The sequence below is a fragment of the Streptomyces amakusaensis genome, from assembly GCF_039532665.1.
GTDB classification, from domain to species: domain Bacteria; phylum Actinomycetota; class Actinomycetes; order Streptomycetales; family Streptomycetaceae; genus Streptomyces; species Streptomyces amakusaensis.
The window spans coordinates 116,809-135,508 of sequence record NZ_BAAASB010000007.1 but is presented as its reverse complement, the minus strand read 5'-3'; the positions used below and the strand labels follow the sequence as shown (position 1 = coordinate 135,508).

Sequence of the window (18,700 nt, the reverse complement as noted above, 5' to 3'; positions counted from 1 at the left end):
TGTGGCCGTCGCCACCCGGGCCGCGGATCAGTGCCGGTCCCAGAAGGCCGTGACCGCCGCCGCCGTCTCGTGCGGACGGTCGGTGTTGGGGGAGTGCTCCGCCCCGGCGATCACGGTTCTGGGCGCGCCGAGCCGCAGCGCCATCTCGTCCAGCAGCGGTACCGGCCAGGTGTCGTCGCGCTCGCCGCTGATGACGTGCTTGGGCAGGGTCCGTACGGCGTGCAGCTCCTCGACCCGGTCGGGCTCGGCCGTCAGCTGCCGGCCGGTGACGACCAGCTGTACGGGGTTGTGGCGCAGCCAGCGGAGCCGCAGATCCTCCCGGCCCTCCAGGGCCGCCTGCTCGGGCGGCTCGGCCGCCCGCATCGCGTCCCAGACCGCGTCCATCCCCATCCCCAGCACCGTCAGCGCGTCGCGGAGCAGCCGGATCCTCTCCTGCTGCGCGGGGCTGACCCGGGCGGGTCCCGAGGACATGGCCGTGTACGTACGGAACGGCGCGTGGTCGAGGAGTACGGCGGCGCGGGCGATCTGGCCGCCGAGGGAGTGCCCGAGCAGATGGACCGGGCCGTCGCCGACGGCCTCGGCCTGGGCGAGCACATCGAGCGCCAGCTCGGTCCTGGCGTAGGCGTCCTCGTCGGCGGAGCCCTCGGTCTCGTACTGCCCGCGCCCGTCGACGGCGACCGCCCGGTAACCCGCGAGGGTGAGCGGTTCGAGCATCGCGATGAAGTCCTCCTTGCTCCCGGTGAACCCGGGGAGGAGGAGTGCGGTGCCCCTGGCCGGCCCGCCGTCGGGGACCGCGTCGAGCACGGCGAAGCCGCCGCGCGAGGTGTGCAGCGTACGGGCTCGCGCGCAGGCGGGGGGCAGGAAGGTCGGCGGCCGGCTCATGCCCCCGAGGCTACCGATCCTCTCCCGCCCCGGCCGCACGGGGGAGCCGCGCGGGCACGGGGGTACGCCGAAGGCCCGGCCCCCGGATCGGGGACCGGGCCTTTCGGCCGTACGGATCAGGCGTCGGGCGCGGCGACGGCCTTGACGGCCGCCTTGCGGGTGCGGCGGCGCGGCTTGGCCTCGGCCTCGGCCTCCGCCGCCTCGGCGGCGACCGGCTCGGCCTTGGCGGCGGCCTTGCGCGTACGGCGGGGCTTGACCTCCGCCTCGACCGTCTCCGTCTCCGTCCCGGTGGCGGCGACGGCCTTGACGGCCGCCTTGCGCGTACGGCGCGGCTTGACCTCCGCCTCGGCCTCGACCGTGACGGGCTCGGCCGCGGCGACGGCCTTGACGGCGCGCGTACGGCGGGGCTTGGTCTCGGTCTTGACCTCGGCCTCGACGGCCTCCACCGTGGCGTCGGGTGTGGCGACGGCCTTGCGGGTGCGACGGCGCGGCTTGGCCTCGGCCTCGGCCTCCGCCGCCTCGGCGGCGACGGGCTCGGGCGCGGCGACGGCCTTGACGGCCGCCTTGCGGGTGCGGCGGGGCTTGGTCTCGGCCGTGACCTCGGCCTCGACCGTTTCCGTCTCGGCGACGGCCTTGACGGCGCGGGTGCGACGGCGCGGCTTGGTCTCGGCCTCGATCGCGACGGGCTCCGCCACCGGTGTCACCACCGGCTCGACGAAGGCCACGACCGCCGGGGCGGCCTCCACCGGCTCCACGGCCTTCACGGCGCGGGTGCGGCGGCGGCGCGGCTGCCTGACCTCGGTCTCGGCCACGGCGTCCGCGACGACCTCGGCGACGGCGGCGACCGGGGCCTGAGCCTGGGGCTGGGCGACGGCCTCCGACGAAGCGCCGACCCGGGTACGGCGGCGACGCCTCGGGGTACGGGGCTCCGACACCGTCTCCGGAGCGCTCGGGGCGTCCGTGGTGACGGCGGCGGGGGCCGGGGCGGCCGAGTCCGCGCCGCCCCGGGTGCGACGGCGCTGACGCGGCGTCCTGGTGCGCGCGGGGCGCTCCTCCTGGACCGGGGCGGCGGCGGGCCGGCGGTTGCGCGGACCCGTCTCGCCCAGGTCCTCGACGGCCTCGGCGGCCAGCCCGGCCCGGGTCCGCTCGGCACGCGGCAGCACACCCTTGGTGCCCGCCGGGATGCCCAGCTCCTCGAAGAGGTGCGGCGAGGTCGAGTACGTCTCCGGCGGGTCCGGGAAGCCCAGGTCCAGCGCCTTGTTGATCAGCTGCCAGCGCGGGATGTCGTCCCAGTCGACCAGCGTGACCGCGGTGCCGGACTTGCCGGCGCGGCCGGTGCGGCCGACGCGGTGCAGATAGGTCTTCTCGTCCTCGGGGGACTGGTAGTTGATGACGTGCGTCACACCGTCGACGTCGATGCCCCGGGCGGCGACGTCGGTGCAGACGAGGACGTCGACCTTGCCGTTGCGGAAGGCGCGCAGGGCCTGCTCGCGCGCGCCCTGGCCGAGGTCGCCGTGGACCGCGCCGGAGGCGAAGCCGCGCTGGGCGAGCTGGTCCGCGATGTCCGCCGCCGTGCGCTTGGTACGGCAGAAGATCATGGCGAGCCCGCGGCCCTCGGACTGGAGGATCCGCGAGACCATCTCGGGCTTGTCCATCGAGTGCGCGCGGTAGACGCGCTGCGTGATGTTGGCGACGGTCGCGCCCTCGTCGTCCGGCGCGGTGGCGCGGATGTGCGTGGGCTGCGACATGTAGCGACGGGCCAGGCCGATGACCGCGCCCGGCATGGTCGCCGAGAACAGCATCGTCTGACGGCGCGGCGGCAGATGCTGGATGATCTTCTCGACGTCCGGGAGGAAGCCCAGGTCGAGCATCTCGTCGGCCTCGTCGAGGACCAGCACCCGCACCTTGGAGAGGTCGAGCTTCTTCTGGCCCGCGAGGTCGAGCAGCCGGCCGGGGGTGCCGACGATCACGTCGACGCCCTTGCGGAGCGCCTCGACCTGGGGCTCGTAGGCCCGGCCGCCGTAGATCGCCAGCACGCGCACATTGCGCACCTTGCCGGCGGTCAGCAGGTCATTGGTGACCTGGGTGCACAGTTCGCGGGTGGGAACGACCACCAGGGCCTGCGGGGCGTCGGTCAGCTGCTCGGGCTTGGCCCGGCCCGCCTCGACGTCCGCCGGAACGGTGACGCGCTCCAGGATCGGGAGGCCGAAACCGAGCGTCTTGCCGGTGCCGGTCTTGGCCTGGCCGATCACATCGGTACCGGAGAGCGCTACGGGGAGCGTCATCTCCTGGATCGGGAAGGGGTGCACGATGCCGACGGCTTCGAGCGCTTCGGCGGTCTCGCCCAGGATGCCGAGATCCCGGAACGTCGTTTGCTGCGTAGTCAGGGTATTGCCTCTTCTGTGAGACGCGGCGCGAGGCGAACGAAGGGGGTCGTACCGCACCCGGGTATCGGGCCGGCCGTGGGTTGGCCGGACGGTGCGGGACCACTGCCGTCGCTCTAGCGCTTTCGCCGCTGAGGGGGCCCCTCATCCACGGTCGTGCGCGACTGGCGCACGGTCCGCGTGGAGGGCGGTCGGTTCGGAGCCGATCGTGCTACCGACCGGGCATCCTCATGAGAGATCAGAAGGAATGAATCCCTCAGTCAAACACTGTGATCGCCCACCGAGAATCAGAAAAACGCTCAGCGGGCGCAATACCACTGTACCCCGGATTCGCGCATGTGTGTTGGGCGATTTCGTAGGAACCGTGGTGCCGAAGGGGTACGGGAGAGCCCCTGGCCCGGCTGACCAGCCCCTTACGAGGAGGTGCGGGCGGGCTATTGTGCGCTTCATGGAGACGCCTGACAACGCCGCTCGGCCCATTGACCCCGTAAAGCCCGAGGACCCCGCAAAGCCCGCGGAGACCACTGACTCCTCCGCAGACACCGCAGACACGGTGGTGCACACCGGTATCGCGGCCCAGAACTGGGACACGGCCTCCGTCGAGCCCCAGTACCGGGCCGCCGTCGTCGATCTCCTGGGCGCGCTCGCCTATGGAGAGCTGGCCGCTTTTGAACGGCTCGCGGAGGACGCCAAGCTCGCGCCGACCCTCGGCGACAAGGCGGAACTGGCGAAGATGGCCTCCGCCGAATTCCATCACTTCGAGCGGCTGCGGGACCGGCTCTCCGCGATCGACACCGACCCGACGGCCGCCATGGAGCCCTTCGCCCAGGCACTGGACGACTTCCACCGCCAGACCGCGCCGTCCGACTGGCTGGAGGGCCTGGTCAAGGCGTACGTCGGCGACTCGATCGCCAGTGACTTCTACCGTGAGGTCGCCGCCCGGCTCGACTCCGACACCCGCGCCCTGGTGCTCGCGGTGCTCGACGACACCGGCCACGGGAACTTCGCCGTCGAGAAGGTGCGCGCGGCCATCGAGGCCGACCCCCGCCTCGGCGGCCGGCTCGCGCTGTGGGCGCGGCGGCTGATGGGCGAGGCGCTCTCCCAGGCGCAGCGGGTCGTGGCGGAGCGCGACGCGCTCTCCACCATGCTGGTGGGCGGGGTCGCCGACGGCTTCGACCTGGCGGCCGTCGGCGAGATGTTCGCCAGGATCACCAAGGCCCACACCAAGCGGATGGCGGCCCTGGGGCTCGCGGCCTGATCCACCGGGGCGGTCCGGCCGGGAGGTCACCCGCGCGGCTTCGGCTGCTGAGGACGGCATGTCGAGGACGGGGAGGCCGGCGGCCGCTCAGTGACGCAGCGCCCCGCGCAGCCGCGCCGGGGGTCTCAGCAGCAGCGACAGCAGGACGGCCCCGATGAGCAGCGCGCCCGCCAGGGTCCCCAGCAGCTGTCCGGGGCCGAGCGCCAGATGCGTCACCCAGGCTCCGAAGAGCGCGCCGATCGGACCGGCGAGGAAGACCGCCCGGCGGGCCGGGAGCCGGGCGGAGAACTGACGATCGGCCGCCCAGGCGAGGCCGAGACCCAGCAGAACCGAGCCGAGCACTTCCAGCAGCACTGCTGATCACCTCGCGGACACGGGTGGGGATGGGACGGTCACAGCCCGTACTACCCGCTGACCTCGACAGGCAACCCTCCGGCGACCACCGGCGTGTCGGATCCCGCCCCGGCACGCGCCAGGGGCCCGGGCGGAATCACTTCCGCCCGGGCCCCTTGGCCGTACTTCTTCTCCCGCGTGGTGCGCCCAGGAGCGCCCAGGACGTTCCCTAGAGCGCGCCGAAGCCCACACGCCGTGTCGCGGGCTCACCGATCTCGACGTAGGCGATCCGGTCCGCCGGGATCAGGACCCTGCGGCCCTTGTCGTCCGCGAGGCTGAGCAGCTGCGCCTTGCCGGCGAGCGCGTCACCCACCGCGCGCTCGACCTCCTCGGCGGACTGCCCGCTCTCCAGAACGATCTCCCGGGGTGCGTGCTGCACGCCGATCTTGACCTCCACGGCTATGTCCCTCCGAACGGTCAGCGTTGCGCGGTCGGCCGCGCCGTACCCAGCACACATTAGCCGGGCCGGAGCACTCGCCCACCGCCCAGGGGAACGCCAAGAGCGAACAACCGGGCCCTTCCGGGGTCAGTGCTCCTCGTCGCCGGCGTCCGCGCCGTGCAGCGGGAAGCCCGCGATGCCCCGCCAGGCGAGCGAGGTGAGCAGTCGCACCGCCTGCTCGCGCGGGATGGCCGACTCGCTGGAGAGCCAGTATCTGGCCACCACCTGGGAGACTCCGCCCAGGCCCACGGCCAGCAGCATGGACTCGTCCTTGGAGAGGCCCGTGTCGCCGGCGATCACGTCGGAGATCGCCTCGGCGCACTGGAGCGAGACCCGGTCGACGCGCTCGCGCACGGCCGGCTCATTGGTCAGGTCCGACTCGAAGACCAGCCGGAAGGCCCCGCCCTCGTCCTCGACATACGCGAAATAGGCGTCCATGGTGGCCGCCACCCGCAGTTTGTTGTCGGTGGTGGACGCGAGCGCGGTGCGCACCCCCTGGAGCAGCGCCTCGCAGTGCTGGTCGAGCAGGGCGAGATAGAGGTCCAGTTTCCCCGGGAAATGCTGATAGAGAACCGGCTTGCTGACCCCCGCCCGCTCGGCGATGTCATCCATGGCGGCCGCGTGGTAACCCTGCGCCACGAATACTTCCTGGGCGGCCCCCAGAAGCTGATTCCTGCGGGCTCGGCGTGGCAGGCGCGTGCCCCGCGGGCGCGTCGCCTCTGTCTGCTCGATGGCTGTCACGCCGCCTCCCAAATTCGTTCCGTGCGCGCTGTGCGCCGCGCCGCCATCGTACTTTTGGGTAACCCGGGCACGCGCGTCGCGGACGCAGAATTTCACGGACCGGACAGCCGCGGTAGTTCCCTATTGGTGGGCAAAGAGGGGCAGGTCACCGATAGTCGTCCTCATCGAGACCTACCACGCGTGCCTGTTCGACCGCGTCCGCCTCGCTGGCGGTGTCCAAATCGATGTGCGCCGGGGGCTCGTCCGGCTCGGGGTTCACCTCCGTCCGCTGCTCGGCGGCATCGGCCTCCGGGACCTCCGTGCCGAGCGCCTCGGTCTCCCCGCTCTCGCCTCCGGAGCCCGCGCCGTCCCCGGCGCTCTCGTCGAAGCCGTAGGGGATGTCCGGGTCGGTGGGGTCGACAGCCATGCGGCACCGCTTTCCCTGAAGGGGGGAAGACACGTCCCCTCAGTGGCCCGTCCACGGTCCGGCGAATCCGGTCGGCGGACTGTGCGTACGGCCCTACTTAAGAGCGTAGAAGCTGAAGGGGCCGGGCGCTATGCGGTCTGTGACGCCGAACACACGATTCCCGGTGTGATCGTCTCGTAACATTGGCGCATGTCTTCGACCGAGCTGCCCGGCGTCCGCGCCGTCACCGCCGCCGCGGATCCCGTGGTGGCGGCCGTGCGGGTCGCCGAGGGCGAGACGCTGCGCTCCGTGACGCTGCCGGGGCTCACCCTCAACGTACGGTCGCGCCCGCCGGCGAGGACCGGGCTGCCGCCCGCGCTCTACGTCCACGGTCTCGGCGGCTCCTCGCTGAACTGGTCGGCGCTGATGCCACTGCTCGCGGACGTGGTGGACGGCGAGGCGGTCGATCTGCCGGGCTTCGGGGACTCCCCGCCGCCGGCGGACGGCAATTACTCGATCACCGGTCACGCCCGCGCGGTCATCCGCCATCTCGACGCGGCTGGCCGCGGCCCCGTCCATCTGCTGGGGAACTCCCTGGGCGGCGCGGTCACCACCCGGGTCGCCGCCGTCCGGCCCGATCTGGTGCGCACGCTCACCCTGATCTCTCCCGCGCTGCCCGAGCTGAGGGTGCAGCGCACCGCCGTGCCCACGGCGATGCTGGCGCTGCCGGGCGTCGCCCGGCTCTTCGGCCGCATCTCCCGGGACTGGACGGCGGAGCGCCGCACCCGGGGGGTGATGGCGCTCTGTTACGGGGATCCCGGGCGGGTCTCCGAGGAGGGGCTGCGCCACGCGGTGGCGGAGATGGAGCGGCGCGGCCGGCTGCCCCACTTCTGGGACGCGACCGCCCGTTCGGCGCGCGGCATCGTCGACGCCTACACCCTCGGCGGCCAGCACGGGCTGTGGCGTCAGGCCGAGCGGGTGCTCGCGCCGACCCTGCTGGTGTACGGCGGGAGGGACAAGCTCGTCGCGTACCGTATGGCGCTCAAGGCGGCGAACGCCTTCCGGGACTCCCGGCTGCTGACCCTGCCGGACGCCGGACACGTGGCGATGATGGAGTATCCGGAGGCCGTCGCGCAGGCCGTCCGGGAACTGCTCGACGACACCGGTAGGAGCTGATCGAAGCTCGTGGGACGACACAGCCGCAAGGGCCCCGCGCCCAAGGCCGCCCCGGTGGACCCCGGCCCGGCCCCCCGGGAGAGCGCCGGGCCGCCCGCGGCCGAGGCCCACACGTATCAGCGGCCCGCCCCCTCGTACGGCACCGATCCGGCGTACGGCACGGATTCCTCGTACGGCACCGCCCCGGCCCCCGCGCCGGGGACGGATGAGCGGTACGGGGCCGTCGCCCCCGGCAGCGGACGCCGCAGGCGCTCCGGGCAGCCGGGCGGCGAGCACACCGGCCCCGCCGGGCAGCCCGGGGCGCGGACCCGCGGCGGCCATCCCGAGCAGCATGAGGCGGGCGGCGGCTGGGGCGGCTCCGAAGCCGCCGCGGCGGCCGGGACCCAGCCGCCCGCGCCGGGCGGCCGAAGGCGGCAGCGGCCGGACACGCCCCCGGCCCAGGCCCGGATACCGGGACCGCGCGGCCGGTCGGCGGCCGAGGCCGGGCCCCCGGCTCCGGCCGGCGGCTCGATCCCCGGCCAGCGCCATCCCGGCGACGGCGCGAGCGACGCCGGGCCCGGCGAGGGCGGCGGCAGCGGTGACGCGGGCGGTGCGGGCCGGAGCGGCAGGGCGGGCGGCAAGGGCCGCACCTTCACCGGGATCGCCGCCGCTGCCGTGACCACCGTGCTCGCCGTCGTCGTGGCCGGGCAGGTCGCCGACGAGAGTGGCCGGAAGAAGCCCCCGACCACCTCCGAACCCGACCGCCCCAAGAGCGCCCCCGCCTCCGGGCCGGACATCCACTCCGGCCCCGTGCCCTCGCCGGCCGTGCAGAAGGTCGCGCCCCGCCCGACCTATGCCCAGCTGATGGCCAAACGATTTCCCATCAGCCGCGACGAGAAGGCCGACGGCGTATTCGAGGCGGTTCCCGGCAACGACCGGGCCCCGGGCCGCGGCGAGAAGATCCGCTATCGCGTCGACATCGAAAAAGGGCTCGACATGGACGGCGCATTGTTCGCCAATGCCATTCAGCGGACTCTGAACGACGAGCGCAGCTGGGCCGGAAAGGGCGCGGTGACATTCGAGCGCATCTCCTCCGGTGAACCGGAATTCGTCGTCACGCTCGCCAGTCCGGGCACGACGAACGTGTGGTGCGCGAAATCCGGATTGAACACCGACATCGAGGATGTCAGCTGTGATTCCGCCTCCACCGACCGCGTGATGATCAACGCCTATCGCTGGGGCCAGGGCTCCGAGACCTACGGCCCCGACGCGATGCACGCCTACCGCCAGATGCTCATCAACCACGAGGTGGGGCACCGGCTCGGCCACGGCCATGTGAACTGCGGCACCGAGGGGGCCCTCGCCCCGGTGATGCAGCAGCAGACGAAATCCCTGAACATCGGCGATATCGAATGCCGGCCCAACCCCTGGCCCTACCCCGGAAGTTGAGGGCTCACGCCCCCTCCGGGAGGGGATGTCCCCGGCTCCACCCGCTGTCCGCTCCGTGAGACAGCTGTCTCACGTTTGGCCGTCAAAGCTTTGACATCGGCGGCGGGGTCGTCCATATTTCTCGGCATGTCGCACCGTCACGCCGCCTTCGAACGCGCCGCCATTGAGCTGGCGCTCATCGGCGTGGCCGGGCACAGCGTGGCCGACATCCACTGTCGCTGAAGCCTGCCCCGGTGCCCGCCGGCCCTTTCTGAGCCGGCCCCTTCAGTCGATTCGCTTCATCCGAAGTCGAATTCCCCTGACGGCCGCGCCCGGGCGTTCCCCACGTCCGCAGGCGCGGCTTCCGGCCTTTCCGTGTGCTTGATGCACGCACCCCTCGTCGACGCCTGTGCGGACATTTCCGTATTTCCCGCGCTCAATGAGAGGTCTTCTTCCGATGCGTCAACTGTCCGTCATATCCCGCCGTGTGGCAGCGGCCGCCGTCAGCCTCGTCGTGGTCTCGTCCGCCGCCGCCTGCGCCGGACCCCAGGACGACGGCGCGAAGAAGAGCGACGCGGCCGGCGACGGCAAGCCCGCCCGGGGCGGCACCCTCACCGTGCTCAACAGCGAGCCGCAGACCGACTTCGACCCCGCCCGGCTCTACACCTCCGGCGGAGGAAACGTCCCCTCACTCGTCTTCCGCACCCTGACCACCCGCAACCGCGAGGACGGCCAGGCCGGCACCGAGGTGGTGCCCGACCTCGCCACCGACCTCGGCCGTCCCGGCAAGAACGCCACGGAGTGGACGTACACCCTCAAGGACGGGCTCAAGTACGAGGACGGCACCCCGATCACCACCGCCGACATCAAGTACGGCATCGAGCGCTCCTTCGCCGCCGAACTCTCCGGCGGCGCGCCCTATCTGCGGGACTGGCTCATCGGCGGCGACACCTACCAGGGCCCCTACAAGGACAAGAAGGGCCTCGCGTCGATCGTCACGCCCGACGCGAAGACGATCGTCTTCAAGCTGAGGAAGCCCGTGGGCGAGTTCCCCTACCTCGCCACCCAGACCCAGTTCACCCCCGTGCCCAAGGCCAAGGACACCGGGGCCAAGTACGAGGAGCACCCGATCTCCTCGGGCCCGTACAAGGTCGTGAAGAACGAGGGCGACGGCGAGCGGCTGGTCCTGGAGCGCAACCCGCACTGGTCCGAGAAGACCGACCCGGAGCGCAAGGCCTACCCCGACACCATCGACGTCACCTCCGGCCTCGACTCCGCCGTCATCAACCAGCGGCTCTCCACCGGCTCCGGGGCCGACGCCTCCGCCGTCACCACCGACACCAACCTCGGCCCCGCCGAGCTGGCCCGCATCGGCGGCGACAAGGAACTGGCCGGCCGCGTCGGCACCGGCCGCTTCGGCTACGTCAACTACCTCGCCTTCAACCCGAAGGTGAAGCCGTTCGACGACATCAAGGTGCGCCAGGCGATCTCGTACGCCATCAACCGCACCAGCGTGATCAACGCCGCCGGCGGCTCCGCCCTCGCCGAGCCCGCGACCACCTTCCTGCCCGAGACCAAGGCCTTCGGCCACATCCCGTACGACCACTTCCCGGCCGGGAGGACGGGCGACCCGGAGAAGGCGCGCCAGCTGCTCAAGGAGGCCGGGCACGAGAACCTCACCATCACGCTGACCCACTCCACCGAGCAGAACCGGCAGACCAGCCCCGAGGTCGCCACCGCCGTACAGCAGGCCCTCAAGAAGGCCGGCATCAACCTCAAGCTCGAAGGACTGGAGAACAACGCCTTCAACGAGGCCCGCTGGAACGCCAAGAGCGGCCCCGGCTTCTTCCTCTCCCGCTGGGGCGCGGACTGGCCCTCCGGAGGTCCCTTCCTCGCGCCGATCTTCGACGGCCGCCAGATCGTCAAGGACGGCTCCAACTACAACCACGCCCAGCTGAACGACCCCGCGGTCAACAAGGAGATCGACGAGATCAACAAGCTGACCGATCTGGACGCCGCAGCCGCCCGCTGGGGCGCGCTCGACAAGAAGATCGGCGAGCAGGCGCTCGACGTCCCGCTCTTCCACCCCGTCTACAAGCGGCTCTACGGCAAGAACGTCAAGAACATCGTCATCAGCGACTGGACCGGCGTCCTCGACATCTCGCAGGTCTCGGTCAAGTGAGCACCACCACCCTCGACCTCCCGGCCGCGGACGCCCACCGGGCGCCCGCGGCCGGGAGCGCCCTGCGGCGGCTCGCCGCCCGCCCGTCCGCGCTGATCTCCGCCGGGGTGCTCGCCCTGCTGGTCGTGGCCGCGCTCGCCGCGCCGCTGCTGACCGCCCTGGAGGGCCAGGACCCCCACACGTACCACGACTCGCTCGTGGACTCGGCGCGCGGCGGGGTCCCGATCGGCTCCTTCGGCGGAGTCAGCGCCGACCACTGGCTCGGCGTCGAGCCCGGCACCGGGCGCGATCTGTTCGCCCGGCTGCTGTACGGGGCCAGGATCTCGCTGCTGGTCGCCGTCGGAGCCACGGCGGTGCAGGTCGCGATCGGCGTCGCCGTCGGCCTCGCGGCCGGACTCGGCAACCGTTTCGTGGACTCCCTGCTCAGCCGCGTCACCGATGTGATGGTCTCGCTCCCGATGCTGGTCCTCGGCATCGCGCTCACCGCCGTCGTCCACCCGGACTTCCCCCGCCCGCTGCTGCTGATCCTGATCATCGGCGCGCTGGGCTGGGGCGGCACCGCCAGAATCGTCCGGGCGCAGACGCTCAGCCTGAAACGGCTCGACTTCGTCGCCGCCGCCCGGCTCGGCGGCGACGGCCCCTGGCGGGTGGCGCGGCGCGAGCTGCTGCCCTCGCTGGCCGCCCCCGTGATCACCTACGCGGCGATCCTGCTGCCGGTGAACATCGTGGTCGAGGCCTCGCTGTCCTTCGTCGGCGTCGGAGTGAAGCCGCCGACGCCCTCCTGGGGCCAGATGCTCTCGAACGCCCAGACCTGGTTCCGCGCCGACCCGATGTACGTCCTGCTCCCCGCCGGACTGCTCTTCGTGACGGTCCTCGCGTTCACCGTCCTCGGCGACGCGGTCCGCACGGCACTGGACCCCCGGGAGGCGAGCCGGCTGCGGATCGGCACCCGCAAGGAGCGGAGGAAGACCTCATCATGACGGGATTCGTCGTCAAACGTCTCGGCGGCGCGGTATTCGTCCTGCTGGTGCTCTCGGCACTGGTGTACGGGCTGTTCTATCTGGCCCCCAGCGACCCCGCCCGGCTCGCCTGCGGGGAGCGCTGCTCGCCCGCGCAGATCGCCCAGGTCCGCGAACAGCTCGGACTCAACGAGTCGGTGCTGACCCAGTACGCGCAGTTCCTCCAGGGCGTGTTCACCGGCCGCGACTACAGCACCGGCGTCTCGACGCTGCGCTGCGACGCCCCCTGCCTCGGCTTCTCGTACCAGAGCGACCAGCAGGTCACCGAGCTGATCCTGGACCGGCTGCCCGCCACCGCCTCGCTCGCGCTGGGCGCGATGGTCATCTGGCTGACCGTCGGCGTCGGCACCGGGCTGCTCTCCGCGCTCCGGCGCGGCGGCCTCACCGAGCGGGCCCTGACCGTGGCCACCCTCGCCGCGACCGGCACGCCCGTCTTCATCCTCGGACTGCTGATGCTCATGGTCGTCTGCGCCTATCTCCAGTGGCTGCCCTTCCCGACCTATGTGCCGCTCGGCGAGGACCCCGAGCAGTGGGCCTGGAACATGCTGCTGCCCTGGCTGACCCTGGGATTCTTCGAGTCGGCGAAGTACGCCCGGCTGACCCGCTCCTCGACGCTGGAGACCCTGGCCGAGGACCACATCCGTACCTTCAGGGCGTACGGGGTGGGGGAGCGGGCCATCGTCGGACGCCACGCCCTGCGGGGCGCGGTACCGCCGGTGATCGCGCTCAGCGCGCTCGATCTCGGCACGATGTTCGGCGGCGCGGTCCTCACCGAGTCGCTGTTCGGCATCCCCGGTCTCGGCAAGACGCTGATCGACGGGGTACGAGTGATCGACCTGCCCGTGGTGGTGGGTGTGGTGCTGGTGATCGGCGCCGCTGTGGTGCTGGCGAACGTGGTCGCGGATCTGCTGTACGCCGCCGCGGACCGAAGGGTGGTCCTGTCATGACGACACCGCTGGTCGAGGTCGAGAACCTCGTCGTGGAGTTCCCCGGCGGCGGCGGTGCGCGAGCGGTCGACGGGCTGTCGTTCGTCCTCCCGCAGGGACGCGCGCTCGGCCTGGTCGGCGAGTCGGGCAGCGGCAAGAGCACGGTCGCGGGCGCGCTGCTGGGGCTGCACCGGGGGACCGGCGCGCTCACCTCGGGGAGCGTACGGGTCGGCGGCACGGACGTCGCCGAAGCGAGCCCGGCCGCCCTGCGCGAACTCCGTGGCGGGGTGGCGGCGATGGTCTTCCAGGACCCGCTCTCCTCCCTCGACCCGTACTACGCGATCGGCGACCAGATCGCCGAGGTGTACCGGGTGCACACCCGGGCCTCCCGGCGGGCCGCCCGCGCCCGCGCCGTCGAGGTGCTGGAGCGGGTCGGCATCCCGGACGCGCCCCGGCGCGCCCGCTCCCGCCCGCACGAGTTCAGCGGCGGGATGCGCCAGCGCGCCCTGATCGCGATGGCGCTGGCCTGCGAACCCCGGCTGCTGATCGCGGACGAGCCGACCACCGCGCTCGATGTGACCGTGCAGGCGCAGATCCTCGATCTGCTGCACGGGCTGCGCGAGGAGACCGGGATGGGGCTGCTGCTGGTCACCCATGACGTGGGGGTGGCGGCCGAGAGCGTGGACGAGGTGCTGGTGATGAAGGAGGGACGGGAGGTGGAACGGGGACCGGTCGGCGAGGTGCTGACCGCCCCCCGGCAGCCGTACACCAGGGCCCTGCTGGCCGCCGTGCCCCGCATCACCGCCGTACCCTCCCCGGCTCCGGCTCCGGCTCCGGCACCGGCACCGGTATCGGTATCGGCTGTGGCGCGGGAGGGCTCCGGGCCCGGGGACGCGCTCCTCGAAGTCTCCGGGCTGCGGCGCGAATTCGGGCGCGGGAAGAACCGGGTCGTCGCCCTCGACGGCGTCGACCTCACCGTCCACGCCGGAACCACCCTCGGCGTCGTCGGCGAGAGCGGCAGCGGCAAGACCACCCTCGGCCGTGTCCTCGTACGCCTCCTCGACCCCACCGCCGGACAGGTCCGCTACGACGGCACCGAGATCGGCTCCCTCTCGGAGAAGGCCCTGCGGCCCCACCGGCGCGAACTCCAGATGGTCTTCCAGGACCCCGTCGCCTCGCTCAACCCCCGCCGCTCCGTCGGCGAGTCCATCGCCGACCCGCTGCGCGCGGCGGGCGTCCGCGACGAAGAGCTGATCCGGCGGCGCGTCCGGGAGTCCCTGGAACGGGTCGGACTCGACCCCGACCGGTACGCGGCCTATCCGCACGAGTTCAGCGGCGGCCAGCGCCAGCGCGTCGGCATCGCCCGCGCCCTGATCGCCGAACCCCGGCTCATCGTCTGCGACGAGCCCGTCTCCGCGCTCGATGTGACGACCCAGGCCCAGGTGACCGGGTTGCTGCGGGAACTCCAGCGCGAACTCGGCCTGGCGCTCGTCTTCATCGCGCACGATCTCGCCGTCGTCCGGCAGATCAGCGACCGGGTCGCCGTCATGCGCCACGGCCGCATCGTCGAACAGGGCCCGGTGGACGAGGTGTACGGAGCGCCCCGCGACCCCTACACCCGGCAGCTGCTCGCCGCCGTCCCCGCCCTCGACCCGGCGCTCGCCCGCGCCCGCCGCTCCGCCCGCAGGGAGCTGGCCGCGGCCTGAGCCCGCGAGCCCGCGAGCCCGTGAACCCGCGGCCCGCGGACCCCTGGATCCGCGCCCGCGGTGACGGATCGTCCCCTTAGCGCGACAGAACGCTACCGGGGGGCGAAAGTTACGAGCATTCACCCCTTCCGGTGGCGCGACGGACAACCGTCCGTCGCGCCACCGCCGTACCGGCTTACGGTCTTTGCGCTGCGGGTCGCCGGACGGTGGCGACCCTGTCACCAGGGAGATCGGGGGTGCGATCAGTGTGGAACGAACCGCTCACCATCAGTGATCATTCGCATGCCCCGGGTGATCGCCCTGCCCGGTGCCACCGGATCGCACGCGGGCTCGCGCCCTCCGTGTTCGACCCCCGCCCCCCGGCCCGCGCCCGTGCACACACCGGGCTCCCCGGCGCGCCGCTCGCGAATAACCCGAGCACCCCTGGAACCGCCCGTCGCGCCCCCGGCGCACGCCGGGCGGTCCGCCCTGCCGTCGCCCAGGCCAAACGCTTCTTCGGGGCTCCGCCGCGGGCCGGCTGAGATCCCGGCCGCCCCGGCCGCACCACCACCGAAGATCCCTAAGGAGAGACCGAGATGACTGCCCGACCCCCGTCCCCATTCCCATCCCCGTCCCAACCCCGATCCCGAGCCGTGGCCCGTCGGTACAGAGGGAGCGCGCGATGAGGGTGCTGCTGCTCGGGGCCAACGGATTCCTCGGCCGGTTCGTCGCCGACCGGCTGCTCGCCGACCCGGCCGTCCACCTCACCGCGCTCGGCCGGGGCGACGACGCGGACGTCCGCTTCGACCTCGCCGGCGGCAGCCCGGGGGCGCTCACCCGCTTTCTGAGCGCCGTCCACCCCGGAGTCGTCATCAACTGCGCCGGAGCCACCCGGGGCGGAGCCCGCGACCTCACCCGGCACAACACCGTCGCCGTCGCCACCGTCTGCGAGGCGCTGCGCCGCAGCGGCTGCGGAGCCCGTCTCGTCCAGGTCGGCTGCGCCTCCGAGTACGGCCCCTCCCAGCAGGGCTCCTCCACCGCGGAGGACGCTGTCCCGAGGCCGGGCGGCCCCTACGGCGTCAGCAAGCTCGCCGCCACCGAGCTGGTGCTCGGCTCCGGCCTGGACGCCGTCGTCCTGCGCGTCTTCTCGCCCGTCGGCCCGGGCACCCCGGCCGGCTCCCCGCTCGGCCGGCTCGCCGAGGCCATGCGGCGCGCGATGCAGTCCGGCGACGGCGAGCTGAAGCTCAGCGGACTCGGCGTCCAGCGCGACTTCGTCGATGTGCGCGACGTCGCCCGCGCGGTCCACGCGGCCTCGCTCTCGGCCGCCCAGGGCGTGGTCAACATCGGCACCGGCCGCGCCGTACGGCTGCGGGACGCCGCCGCGGTGCTCGCCCGGGTCGCCGGGTTCGCGGGCGCGCTCCATGAGCTGGACACCCCTCCCGGCAGGCCCCTCGCCCCCGGCATCGGCGCGCCGCGCTCCGAAACCGTGCTCGAACATCTGGCCGCGACCCCGGTGCCCTACCCGGACGGCTGCGGCAGCTGGCAGCAGGCGGATGTGCGCACCGCCCGCGACCGGCTCGGCTGGCGTCCCCGGATCAATCTGGAGGAGTCGCTCGCCGACATCTGGATGGAGGCGGCGTGCCGCATCTGACCGGCGGGGAAACGGCGCTCTCCGCAGGGCCCCGCACCGGGCTCTCCACGGCGGACGGGCGGGGGACGGAGCGGGAGGGCGGCCGGGGCGGCGAAGGCGGCTGGGGCGGTCTCGGGATCGGCGTCCCCGGCTACGCCCACCCGCTGCTCGCGCCCGCCGAATGGACCGGGCTCACCCGGTCCAGGGCCCCGCTGCACTGGGTCGTCCTCAATGTCGCGGACGGGCCCGGGGACCGCCCCGACCCGCACTGTCTGGCGGCGGCGGGCACGCTCAGCAACGCGGGCGTGCGGGTGCTCGGCCATCTCGATCTGGCCGGGGGCGCGCGCCCCTTCGGCGAAGTGATCGCGGACGCCCACCGCTTCGCGGAGTGGTACCGCGTCGACGGCTTCCTGCTGGACCGCTGCCCCGGCGACCGGGCCGGACTGCCCGCCGTGCGGCGGATCACCGCGACCCTGGAGGCGGTGGTGGACGGCGGCCATGTGGTGCTGGGGCACGGCGTCCACCCGTACCCCGGCTACGCCGAGGCCGCCGACCAGCTGGTGACCTTCTCCGGGCCGTGGACCGACTACCGCTGGTCCCAAGTCGCCGAGTGGACGGCGGAGTACCCGCCGGAACGATTCGCGCACTTCGTCCACGGAGTGCCCCGCACACACCTGGCCGAGGCCACCCGGATCGCCCGCTGGCAGGGCGCGGGCACGATCTTCTTCACCGATCGCACCGACCGTGCCGACCGCACCGCCCCGGCCGGTGACGGCGCCGCCGCCGGCCCGATCGGCCTCCGCGGACAGAGGGCGCAGGTCGGACCATATGAGACGGTGCCCGGCTACTGGGACGAAATCGTCTCGCAGATCGGACCGGGTGTCTCGGAATGAGGGGACGCGTGGCAGTGTTACGAGGGAACAACCGTACTGACTTATCGACGCAACGGAGTCCCCGTGTCGCTGCCACCCCTGGTCGAGCCAGCCGATGAGCTCACCGTTGACGAGGTTCGCAGGTACTCCCGCCACCTGATCATTCCGGATGTCGGAATGGACGGGCAGAAGCGGCTGAAGAACGCGAAGGTGCTGTGTGTGGGTGCCGGGGGCCTCGGCTCCCCGGCGCTGATGTATCTCGCCGCGGCAGGTGTCGGCACCCTCGGCATCGTGGAGTTCGACGAGGTCGACGAGTCGAACCTGCAGCGCCAGATCATCCACAGCCAGGCCGACATCGGCCGCTCCAAGGCGCAGTCCGCCAAGGACTCGGTCCTCGGCATCAACCCGTATGTCAATGTCGTCCTCCACGAAGAGCGGCTCGAGGCCGAGAACGTGATGGACATCTTCGGTCAGTACGACCTGATCGTGGACGGCACCGACAACTTCGCGACCCGCTACCTGGTCAACGACGCCTGTGTGCTGCTGAACAAGCCGTATGTGTGGGGCTCCATCTACCGCTTCGACGGCCAGGCCTCCGTCTTCTGGTCCGAGCACGGCCCCTGCTACCGCTGCCTCTACCCGGAGCCCCCGCCGCCGGGCATGGTCCCCAGCTGCGCCGAGGGCGGTGTCCTCGGAGTGCTCTGCGCCTCCATCGGCTCCATCCAGGTCACCGAGGCGATCAAGGTGCTGGCCGGGGTCGGCGACCCGCTGGTCGGCCGGCTGATGATCTATGACGCCCTGGAGATGCAGTACCGCCAGGTCAAGGTCCGCAAGGACCCCGACTGCGCTGTCTGCGGCGAGAACCCCACCGTCACCGAGCTGATCGACTACGAGGCCTTCTGCGGCGTCGTGTCCGAGGAGGCCCAGGAGGCGGCGGCCGGTTCCACGATCACTCCCAAGCAGCTCAAGGAGTGGATCGACGACGGCGAGAACATCGAGATCATCGATGTCCGCGAGGTCAACGAGTACGAGATCGTCTCGATCCCCGGCGCGAAGCTGATCCCCAAGAACGAGTTCCTGATGGGCACCGCCCTGGCGACCCTGCCGCAGGACAAGAAGATCGTTCTGCACTGCAAGACGGGCGTCCGCAGCGCGGAGGTCCTCGCGGTGCTCAAGTCGGCGGGCTTCGCCGACGCCGTGCACGTGGGCGGCGGAGTGATCGGCTGGGTCCACCAGATCGAGCCGGGCAAGCCCGTCTACTAGACGAGCCGCACAAGGCCGACGGGCCGTTGGCCAGGGCCCCGTACCGCTTCGGCGGTCC

17 protein-coding genes are annotated in these 18,700 nt (G+C 72.4%); 11 read left to right on the top strand and 6 right to left on the bottom strand.

Annotated elements, in window-relative coordinates:
* Window positions 1–27 precede the first annotated feature (27 nt).
* Together ABD371_RS14605 and ABD371_RS14600 are read right to left on the bottom strand one after the other, a co-directional pair.
* Window positions 28–882 (bottom strand): alpha/beta fold hydrolase, encoded by an 855-nt coding sequence (locus tag ABD371_RS14605; protein ID WP_344476778.1) that lies wholly within the window; start codon window positions 880–882, stop codon window positions 28–30.
* A gap of 116 nt (window positions 883–998) precedes the next feature.
* Entirely contained in the window at window positions 999–3,167 is a 2,169-nt protein-coding gene (locus tag ABD371_RS14600; protein WP_344476776.1) for a DEAD/DEAH box helicase, read from the bottom strand.
* Between the two features lie 547 nt (window positions 3,168–3,714).
* On the opposite strand from ABD371_RS14600, the gene ABD371_RS14595 reads away from it, so the two are divergent.
* The gene (locus tag ABD371_RS14595; protein ID WP_344476774.1) at window positions 3,715–4,524 is read left to right on the top strand and encodes a ferritin-like fold-containing protein; all 810 of its coding nucleotides are present in this window, start codon (window positions 3,715–3,717) and stop codon (window positions 4,522–4,524) included.
* Between the two features lie 87 nt (window positions 4,525–4,611).
* Here ABD371_RS14595 and ABD371_RS14590 read toward each other — a convergent pair whose 3' ends face one another.
* From ABD371_RS14590 to ABD371_RS14575, 4 genes are all read right to left on the bottom strand, one after another.
* Complete coding sequence (locus tag ABD371_RS14590; RefSeq protein ID WP_344476772.1) at window positions 4,612–4,878, bottom strand: hypothetical protein; 267 nt, start codon at window positions 4,876–4,878, stop codon at window positions 4,612–4,614.
* A gap of 208 nt (window positions 4,879–5,086) precedes the next feature.
* The gene (locus tag ABD371_RS14585) at window positions 5,087–5,314 is read right to left on the bottom strand and encodes a DUF3107 domain-containing protein (RefSeq protein WP_344476770.1); all 228 of its coding nucleotides are present in this window, start codon (window positions 5,312–5,314) and stop codon (window positions 5,087–5,089) included.
* Window positions 5,315–5,443: 129 nt separating this feature from the next.
* On the bottom strand, window positions 5,444–6,097 hold the full coding sequence (locus ABD371_RS14580; RefSeq protein WP_344476769.1) for a TetR/AcrR family transcriptional regulator: 654 nt from the start codon (window positions 6,095–6,097) through the stop codon (window positions 5,444–5,446).
* 145 nt (window positions 6,098–6,242) lie between these two features.
* Window positions 6,243–6,503: a hypothetical protein gene (locus ABD371_RS14575; protein ID WP_344476768.1), complete on the bottom strand. Its 261-nt coding sequence runs from the start codon at window positions 6,501–6,503 to the stop codon at window positions 6,243–6,245.
* A gap of 189 nt (window positions 6,504–6,692) precedes the next feature.
* Here ABD371_RS14575 and ABD371_RS14570 point away from each other — a divergent pair, with 189 nt between their 5' ends.
* From ABD371_RS14570 to moeZ, 10 genes are all read left to right on the top strand, one after another.
* The gene (locus ABD371_RS14570; protein ID WP_344476766.1) at window positions 6,693–7,658 is read left to right on the top strand and encodes an alpha/beta fold hydrolase; all 966 of its coding nucleotides are present in this window, start codon (window positions 6,693–6,695) and stop codon (window positions 7,656–7,658) included.
* 9 nt (window positions 7,659–7,667) lie between these two features.
* Complete coding sequence (locus ABD371_RS14565; protein ID WP_344476764.1) at window positions 7,668–9,086, top strand: DUF3152 domain-containing protein; 1,419 nt, start codon at window positions 7,668–7,670, stop codon at window positions 9,084–9,086.
* Between the two features lie 126 nt (window positions 9,087–9,212).
* Window positions 9,213–9,308 (top strand): Ms4533A family Cys-rich leader peptide, encoded by a 96-nt coding sequence (locus tag ABD371_RS14560; protein ID WP_344476763.1) that lies wholly within the window; start codon window positions 9,213–9,215, stop codon window positions 9,306–9,308.
* Window positions 9,309–9,522: 214 nt separating this feature from the next.
* Window positions 9,523–11,247, top strand: coding sequence for an ABC transporter substrate-binding protein (locus ABD371_RS14555; RefSeq protein WP_344476762.1), 1,725 nt, complete (start codon window positions 9,523–9,525; stop codon window positions 11,245–11,247).
* On the top strand, window positions 11,244–12,227 hold the full coding sequence (locus ABD371_RS14550) for an ABC transporter permease (RefSeq protein ID WP_381733015.1): 984 nt from the start codon (window positions 11,244–11,246) through the stop codon (window positions 12,225–12,227). Before ABD371_RS14555 ends, ABD371_RS14550 begins: the two co-directional genes overlap by 4 nt.
* On the top strand, window positions 12,224–13,213 hold the full coding sequence (locus ABD371_RS14545; protein WP_344476760.1) for an ABC transporter permease: 990 nt from the start codon (window positions 12,224–12,226) through the stop codon (window positions 13,211–13,213). The genes ABD371_RS14550 and ABD371_RS14545 overlap by 4 nt, the downstream gene beginning before the upstream one ends.
* The gene (locus tag ABD371_RS14540; protein WP_344476758.1) at window positions 13,210–14,898 is read left to right on the top strand and encodes a dipeptide ABC transporter ATP-binding protein; all 1,689 of its coding nucleotides are present in this window, start codon (window positions 13,210–13,212) and stop codon (window positions 14,896–14,898) included. Before ABD371_RS14545 ends, ABD371_RS14540 begins: the two co-directional genes overlap by 4 nt.
* A 661-nt stretch (window positions 14,899–15,559) precedes the next feature.
* Window positions 15,560–16,528, top strand: a complete 969-nt coding sequence (locus tag ABD371_RS14535) for an NAD-dependent epimerase/dehydratase family protein (RefSeq protein WP_344476756.1) — start codon at window positions 15,560–15,562, stop codon at window positions 16,526–16,528.
* Window positions 16,516–17,400, top strand: a complete 885-nt coding sequence (locus ABD371_RS14530; protein ID WP_381733007.1) for a spherulation-specific family 4 protein — start codon at window positions 16,516–16,518, stop codon at window positions 17,398–17,400. Before ABD371_RS14535 ends, ABD371_RS14530 begins: the two co-directional genes overlap by 13 nt.
* Before the next feature lie 63 nt (window positions 17,401–17,463).
* Window positions 17,464–18,642 carry an adenylyltransferase/sulfurtransferase MoeZ gene (gene moeZ, locus ABD371_RS14525; protein WP_344476753.1) on the top strand — a complete coding sequence of 393 codons (1,179 nt, stop codon included), beginning with the start codon at window positions 17,464–17,466 and terminating at the stop codon, window positions 18,640–18,642.
* Window positions 18,643–18,700 lie beyond the last annotated feature (58 nt).